This window comes from Candidatus Polarisedimenticolaceae bacterium (genome assembly GCA_036376135.1).
Taxonomy (GTDB): Bacteria; Acidobacteriota; Polarisedimenticolia; order Polarisedimenticolales; family DASRJG01; genus DASVAW01.
In genome coordinates this window covers 20,961-27,972 of sequence record DASVAW010000043.1, presented here as the reverse complement: position 1 = coordinate 27,972, position 7,012 = coordinate 20,961, and the positions used below count along the sequence as shown (strand labels likewise).

General features: G+C 71.0%; 4 protein-coding genes and 1 pseudogene. 2 read left to right on the top strand and 3 right to left on the bottom strand.

Annotation, left to right across the window (positions count from 1 at the left end; all coding sequences use genetic code 11):
* Window positions 1–62: 62 nt before the first annotated feature.
* Window positions 63–518 carry an ATP-binding protein gene (locus VF139_03615; GenBank protein ID HEX6850468.1) on the bottom strand — a complete coding sequence of 152 codons (456 nt, stop codon included), beginning with the start codon at window positions 516–518 and terminating at the stop codon, window positions 63–65.
* 13 nt (window positions 519–531) lie between these two features.
* Entirely contained in the window at window positions 532–2,625 is a 2,094-nt protein-coding gene (locus tag VF139_03610; protein ID HEX6850467.1) for a hypothetical protein, read from the bottom strand.
* Window positions 2,626–2,695: 70 nt separating this feature from the next.
* Here VF139_03610 and VF139_03605 point away from each other — a divergent pair, with 70 nt between their 5' ends.
* Together VF139_03605 and VF139_03600 are read left to right on the top strand one after the other, a co-directional pair.
* Window positions 2,696–3,484, top strand: a complete 789-nt coding sequence (locus VF139_03605) for a Rid family hydrolase (protein ID HEX6850466.1) — start codon at window positions 2,696–2,698, stop codon at window positions 3,482–3,484.
* An 18-nt stretch (window positions 3,485–3,502) separates the two neighbouring features.
* A pseudogene (locus tag VF139_03600) lies at window positions 3,503–5,878 on the top strand (phosphoketolase family protein).
* On the opposite strand, the gene VF139_03595 reads toward VF139_03600, so the two are convergent.
* Complete coding sequence (locus VF139_03595) at window positions 5,879–6,988, bottom strand: DNA alkylation repair protein (protein ID HEX6850465.1); 1,110 nt, start codon at window positions 6,986–6,988, stop codon at window positions 5,879–5,881. It abuts the pseudogene before it with no gap.
* Between the last annotated feature and the right edge of the window lie 24 nt (window positions 6,989–7,012).

The window sequence follows — 7,012 nt, the reverse complement described above, 5'->3', positions numbered from 1 at the left end:
GTCGGCGTCGCCACCATGTGCATCGGGTTCGGCCAGGGGGTCGCGACGGTGTTCGAGAGGGTCTAGGGAACGACCTCCGCCCCCTCATCCTCCCCGGGCCGCTCGAAGGTCCGCAGGTGCTCGTCGAAGACGGCGTCGGTGGTCCCGCGGCGGTCGGTGACCTCCGCCCTTCGACGCGCGATCTCGGCGAGCGGCGTGTCGAGGAAGAGGAGTTTCACCTCGGCGCCCCGGCGCTCGGCGACCTCGCGGAACCGGTCGCGGATCCAGCGGTAGCAGGAGGTGTCGTCCACCACGACGTCGCGCCCCGATACGAGCAGGTCGTCGATCCGCTCGAGCGCGAGGTCGAGGGTCTCTCCCCACACCGAGCCGGACAGACCGTCCCCGCCGTAGCCGACGCCGCGTTCCTCGTTCAGGGCGTCGAGGCTCACGACCGCCGCCCCGTGCTCCGACGCGAGCTTCCGGGCGAGCGTGCTCTTCCCCGAGAACGACAACCCGCAGAGGATCCACATCCGGGACATGGCGGACGCGAGACTACCCCAGCTTTCCCGCCAGCTTGCGCGCCCAGCGGCGAAGCAGCGGATTCGCGCCGGGGAGCTCCTCCACCTGCGCCGCGATCTCGTCGCCGAGCCCGTGGAACGCGATCGAACGCGACAGCGCCCCCCGGTCGCGGAGGTACACGTCGACGAGCTCGCCGAGCGCCGTGCGCGTTCCGCCGTCCTGCGCGTCGTCCTTGAAGGGGTTGCCGTCGCCGCGGCGCGCGACGTCCCAGTCGGCCGCGAGGCGCTGGGCCAGCAGGCGCCGCGCCTGGGCGACGTCGGCCGGGTCGGGGTCGCGCTCGCGGCCGAGCGCCACGAGGTAGTCGAGGAGCACGGGGTTCGTCAGGTCGGTCGCGAGCTCGGGGAAACGCGCGACGCGAGCGTCCCAGGGCTTGCCGCCGACGAACGCCTGGGCCTTCACCGCCAGCGTCCCCGAGAGCAGGTCGAGCGGACGCACGTCGTCGAGCGCGAAGGGCACGGTCGTCGACTCGCCGGGGTCGAGGCGGCCGACCGAACGCCGGGCTCCCCCGTCGAGGACGACCTCGATCCCCTCGACGGGTTTGCGCGACCGGTTCTCGACCCGGAAGGCGACGTCCGCGCTCCCTTCGAGGGGGCGGCTGCGGTAGTCGATCTCGCCGGTGAACTCGACCGGGAAGGCCACGCGCAAGGGGAGGCTGCGCTTCTCCCCCTCGACGCGCAGCACGAGGTTCTCGTCGGCGGGCGCGGCGGCGTTCGCGTCGAGCGTCACGACGATCGGCCGGACCGCGTCGATGCGGCGGCGCGCCGGAGCGTTCACGGTCGCGCTCGCGGGGGCACCGAGGACGCCGCCGTCCACCGCCACGTTGAAGCTCCCGGAGGCCCCGCCGAGGTTCGCGATCGTCCACGAGACCTCGACCGGCTCCCCCGGCTGGAAGACGCCGTCGTCGTTCCCGTCGCGAAGGGCCGCGTCGAGGATCGCCGGGCGCGCGGTCGTCATCCACGCGTCGAACGCCTCGTCGTAGGCGCGGGTGAACGCGCGCGGCCAGGCGTGGTCGTAGGCGATCTCCGCCGAGAAGGCGAGGGCACGGTCGAATCCTTCCGCGTACCCCTGGCGCCAGGCCCACTCGCCGCGGACGGCGGCGCCGTGGTACCAGCCGTCCTCGAACCCCTCGGCGTGCACCGCGTCGAGCCAGGAGGTGGGCGCCGCTTCGAGACCGTCCCAGAACCCGTCCTCGAAGGCCGCGCGGAAGTAGTCCCGCGAGGCTGGGCCGTCGAGCCGGCGCCAGAACGACGAGCGCGACGGGTCGGAGGCCCACAAGGCGAACGCGCGGTCGGCGTTCTGCCAGCCGGCGTCGTAGAAGGCGTTCCACGACTCGCAGCCGTGCAGCCGGTACGGGTCGAAGCTCCAGCCGCGGAACGATTCGACCGCCCGCGGCGCGCCGATCGGCACCTCGCGGAACACCACGTCGAGCGTCGGCGCGACCGTCGCGGGGAACCCGGTGCGGTACGCCGCCTCGCCGGGACGCGGCGACCGCAGCGGACGCCACGCGAGATCGGAGAACTGCCGTTCGACCTGCGCGCTCGCATCCGCCGGGGCGTTCTCGTACGCGGCGCGCTCCCCCTCGCGGGCGCCGTAGTCCAGCGCGGCGGGGTCGAGACGTCCCGCGCGCAGGCCGTCGGCGCGTTCCCACCGTCCCACCTCCGGGTCGGCGAACGCCGCGCGTTGCCCTTCCCAGAAGCCGACCCGGTAGGCCTCGCGCCGCCCCGCCGTGCGCGAAAGTGAATCCGCCGCCCATCGTCCGGCCTGGTAGCCGGCGCGGTCGATCTCGGCCGGGGACGGGGGCTGCGGGACCGGACGTCTCGCAACACCGGGCTTCGGCTCGACGGCGCGCTGGGCCTCGACGGTCGCGGCGGGAGCGAGCGCCGCGCGGCGGCTCGCCGCGGCACGGCGCGGCACGAGTCCCTCCGGGGCGCGCGGCGACGCCGGCGTCGTGACTTCGGGCCGCCGCCCCCTGTCGCGCTTGTACGAGGGCGCGGCGGGGGGCCCCGCCAGCACCGCCGAGGCGGCGACGAGGACGAGGAGGGCTCCGATCGATCGCGGACGGCTCATGTTCGACTCCGGTCCGAGGATGATGGCAAAGCCGATGCCATGCGTGGGGGAATCTCGTATCCTGCCGGACGTGCGCAACGTCGACCTGCGCGTACCGTGCCTGTCCCTCGGCGGGGACGCCGAAGAGGACGACTGGAGCCTCCCGGGGACGTCGATCGTCCTCGCCGTCGAGGTGGACCGCGCCGCCGATGCGGCCCTCGAGGCGGCGGCGCTCGACACGTATCTCGGGATCCTCGCGGAGGTCGAGCGCGCCGGTTATCCGCATCTCGTGCGCGCCTGGAACTTCGTACCGGGGATCAACGGGTCGACCGGCGGGTTCGAGCGCTACGCACTGTTCTGCCGCGCGCGCGCCCAGGCCTTCGAGACGCGTTTCGGCCGCGAGTTCGAGTCGCGCCTTTGCGCCGCGAGCGCGGTCGGCGCCGACGGGGACGCGCTCGTCGTCCACGTCGTGGCGTCGCGCGAGCCCGGGCGCGCGGTCGAGAACCCGCGACAGGTCGCCGCGTGGCGTTACCCCGACCGCTACGGGCCGTGCAGCCCGTCGTTCGTGCGCGCGACCGTCTGGCGCGACGTCGTGTTCGTGTCCGGAACGGCGAGCGTCGTGGGGCACGAGAGCGTGCATCCCGGCGATCCCTCGGCCCAGACCGAGGAGACCATGACGAACGTCGCGAGCGTGCTCGAGGCATCGGGCACCGGAGCGAGGGTCGCGAGCCTGCGCACCTACGTCCGGAACGCCGACGACGTCGACGCGATCCGCGCCGCAATCGCGCGCGCCGGGTTCGGCGGCGTGCCGAACGCGTGGTTCCGGGCCGATATCTGCCGGAAGGAACTGCTCGTGGAGATCGAGGCCGTCGCGAGATAGGACGCCTCGACGAAAGGACGACCCATGGCCAAGAAGGACGCGCTCAGCCCCGACCGACTCGCTCTCATCGACGATTACTGGAAGGCGTGCAATTACCTCGCGGCGGGGATGATCTACCTCCAGGACAACCCGCTGCTCCGCGAGCCGCTGAAGCCGGAGCACATCAAGAACCGGCTGCTCGGCCACTGGGGCTCGAGCCCCGGTCTCGCGTTCTGCTACGTGCACCTCAATCGCCTGATCGTCGAGAAGGACGTCGAGGCGATCTTCCTCGCCGGACCCGGGCACGGTGCTCCCGGCGTTCTCGCGCCCGTCTACCTCGAGGGGACCTACTCGGAGGTCTACCCGGACAAGGGCGAGGACGAGGAGGGGATGCGGCGGTTCTTCAAGCAGTTCTCCTTTCCCGGCGGGATCGGAAGCCACTGCACCCCGGAGACGCCCGGATCGATCCACGAGGGGGGCGAGCTCGGCTACAGCATCTCCCACGCCTTCGGCGCCGCTTTCGACAACCCGAACCTGCTGGTCGCGGTCGTGGTCGGGGACGGCGAGGCCGAGACCGGGCCGCTCGCGACCTCCTGGCATTCGAACAAGTTCCTGAACGCCGCGCGGGACGGCGCGGTGCTTCCGATCCTCAACCTCAACGGGTACAAGATCAACAACCCCACCCTGCTCGCGCGCATCTCGCACGAGGAGTTGAAGAGCCTCTTCGAGGGGTACGGCTGGACGCCGCACTTCGTCGAAGGGGACGATCCGGCGGTCCTGCACCGGGTGATGGCGAAGACCCTCGACACCTGCCTCGCCGACATCCGGGAGTTCCAGCAGGCGGCTCGCGCAGGCGGGAAGGTGGGACGACCGCGCTGGCCGATGATCGTCCTCAGGACGCCGAAGGGATGGACGGGACCGCGCGAGCTCGCGGGGCACAAGGTCGAGGGATCGTGGCGCGCGCACCAGGTGCCGATGCCCGGGGTCAAGACCGACGCGAAGCAGCTCAAGGCCCTCGCGGCGTGGATGAAGGGCTACGGCCCCGCAAAGCTGTTCGACGCCTCGGGGCGGCTGCGCGAGGACCTGCGCTCCCTGGCGCCCAAGGGGAACCGCCGGATGAGCGCGAATCCCCACGCCAACGGCGGGCTGATCCGGCGCGCGCTCCGGATGCCGGACTTCCGCGACTACGCCGTGAAGGTGGACAAGCCCGGCGCGATCGAGGTGGAGAACACGCGCCCGCTCGGCAAGTTCCTGCGGGACGTCATGAAGGCCAACCCGACGAACTTCCGCGTGTTCGGCCCCGACGAGAACACCTCGAACAAGCTCGACGCGATCTACGAGGTCACCAAGAAGCTGTGGCTCGCCGACTACCTTCCCGGGGACGCGGACGGCGGCGAGCTCGCCCGCGACGGCCGCGTCCTCGAGATGCTCAGCGAGCACACGGTGCAGGGATGGCTCGAGGGGTACCTCCTGTCGGGCCGGCACGGCTTCTTCTCGACCTACGAGGCCTTCGTCCACGTCGTGGATTCGATGTTCAACCAGCACGCCAAGTGGCTCGACATCGCCAACGACATCCCGTGGCGGGCGCCGATCTCGTCGCTGAACCTGCTGATCACCTCGACCGTCTGGCGCCAGGACCACAACGGCTTCACCCACCAGGACCCGGGGTTCCTCGACGTCGTGTGCAACAAGAGCCCCGAGGTGACGCGGATCTACCTCCCGCCCGACGCCAACACGCTCCTGTCGGTCGCCGACCACTGCCTTCGCTCGACGAACTTCGTCAACGTGATCGTGTCGGACAAGCAGAAACACCTGCAGTTCCTCGGCATGGACGCCGCGATCAAGCACTGCACCAAGGGGATCGGGATCTGGGACTGGGCCTCGAACGACGAAGGGTCCGAGCCCGACGTCGTGATGGTCGGCTGCGGCGACATCCCGACCCAGGAGGCGCTCGCCGCGACGTGGCTGCTCCGCGGGTTCTTCCCGAAGCTGAAGATCCGCTTCGTCAACGTGATCGACCTCTTCCGGCTCCAGCCGGAGTCCGAGCATCCGCACGGCCTGTCCGACCGCGACTTCGACAGCCTGTTCACGACGGACAAACCCGTGATCTTCAACTTCCACGGTTACCCGTGGCTGGTTCACCGGCTGGCGTACCGGCGCACCAATCACCGCAACATGCACGTGCGCGGGTACAAGGAGAAGGGGAACATCAACACGCCCCTCGAGCTCGCGATCAACAACGAGATCGACCGGTTCAGCCTCGCGATCGACGTGATCAACCGGGTGCCGGGGCTGCAGGTCGCCGGCGCTCACGCCAAGGAGACGCTGCGGGACGCGCAGATCGAGTGCCGGCACTACGCGTACGCGCAGGGCACCGACAAGCCGGACGTCGCGAACTGGAGATGGCCGCTCTGATCAGCGGACGAGGACGAACTCCCCGATCGGAACCACCCGGCCGTTGACGCGCGCCTCGACCGCGTGACGGCCCGGATGGTGTCGGCGCGTCGTGTGCTGCGCGAGGGAGATCGACTTCTCGAACGTCGCCGAGGCCCTCGGGGCGAGCACGAGGTCGCGACCCTTGAAGACCTTGGGCTTCGCGGCCCCGGTCGCCTTCACGAAGTGGACGGCGAGGTCGACCGCCGCGGTGCTCGTCTTCCTCCCACGGTTCTCGACGTCCACCGAGACGACGACGCGCCCCCCGATCCGGGCGCGCTTCGGCCGGACGCTTCCGCTCACGCGGATCGAGCCGGCCTCCCCGAAACCGAGGACCTCGAGCGCCCCGGGATGGCCGCGCTTCACGAGCCATCGCAGGGCGTGCTTGACGATCCAGCGCCGTGCCTCCCCGGCGCCGCGAAGCCATCGCGCGCAGGTCGCCACCAGCAGGTCCGGATGGTCCTTCCCGATGTCGTTGAGGTTGTTGGCGACCGAACGGCGGACGTAGAGCTCCGGATCGTCCTTCAGGAGCTCGAGCAGCTCGAGGACCGGCCGCGGGTCCTTCTGGAAGGCGCGCAGGCGCGGCGCCCAGGGAAGACGCGGGCGCGTTCCTTCGGAGACCAGGCGCCGCACGTGCGGATCGGGATCGGCGGCCCAGGTCCTCAGCTGCGCGAGCGTGCGCTCGGGGTGGCGCTCGAGGTACGCGCGGATCGAGAACTCCGCCGTGAAGCGCCGCGTGAGCTCGCGTTGCAGCCGCATCGACACGTCGAAGTGGTCGAGCCCGCGTTCGGCGACGAAGATCACGTGCGGAAGGTAGAGAAACGGCTGCATGCCGTTCCCCTCGCCCGAGCCCAGGCGCGGGCCGAGCGACCGCAGGATCACGTCGGCGGCCCGCTCGTAGTCGTCGGGGAGCGCACGCGCCATCGCCCCCGCGATGCGTCGCGCCCGATCGAGCAGCTCGAGATCGTCGAGCCCGCGCGACGCGTCCGCGACGAAGCGCGTATCGGGGAATCCCCGATCCGCGGCATGGAGCATCGCCGCAATGCGGCGGACGACGCGTTCGTCGAAAAAGGACTTGAGTGGCTCGGCCATCCGGGACAGCGTAGCGCGGCACCG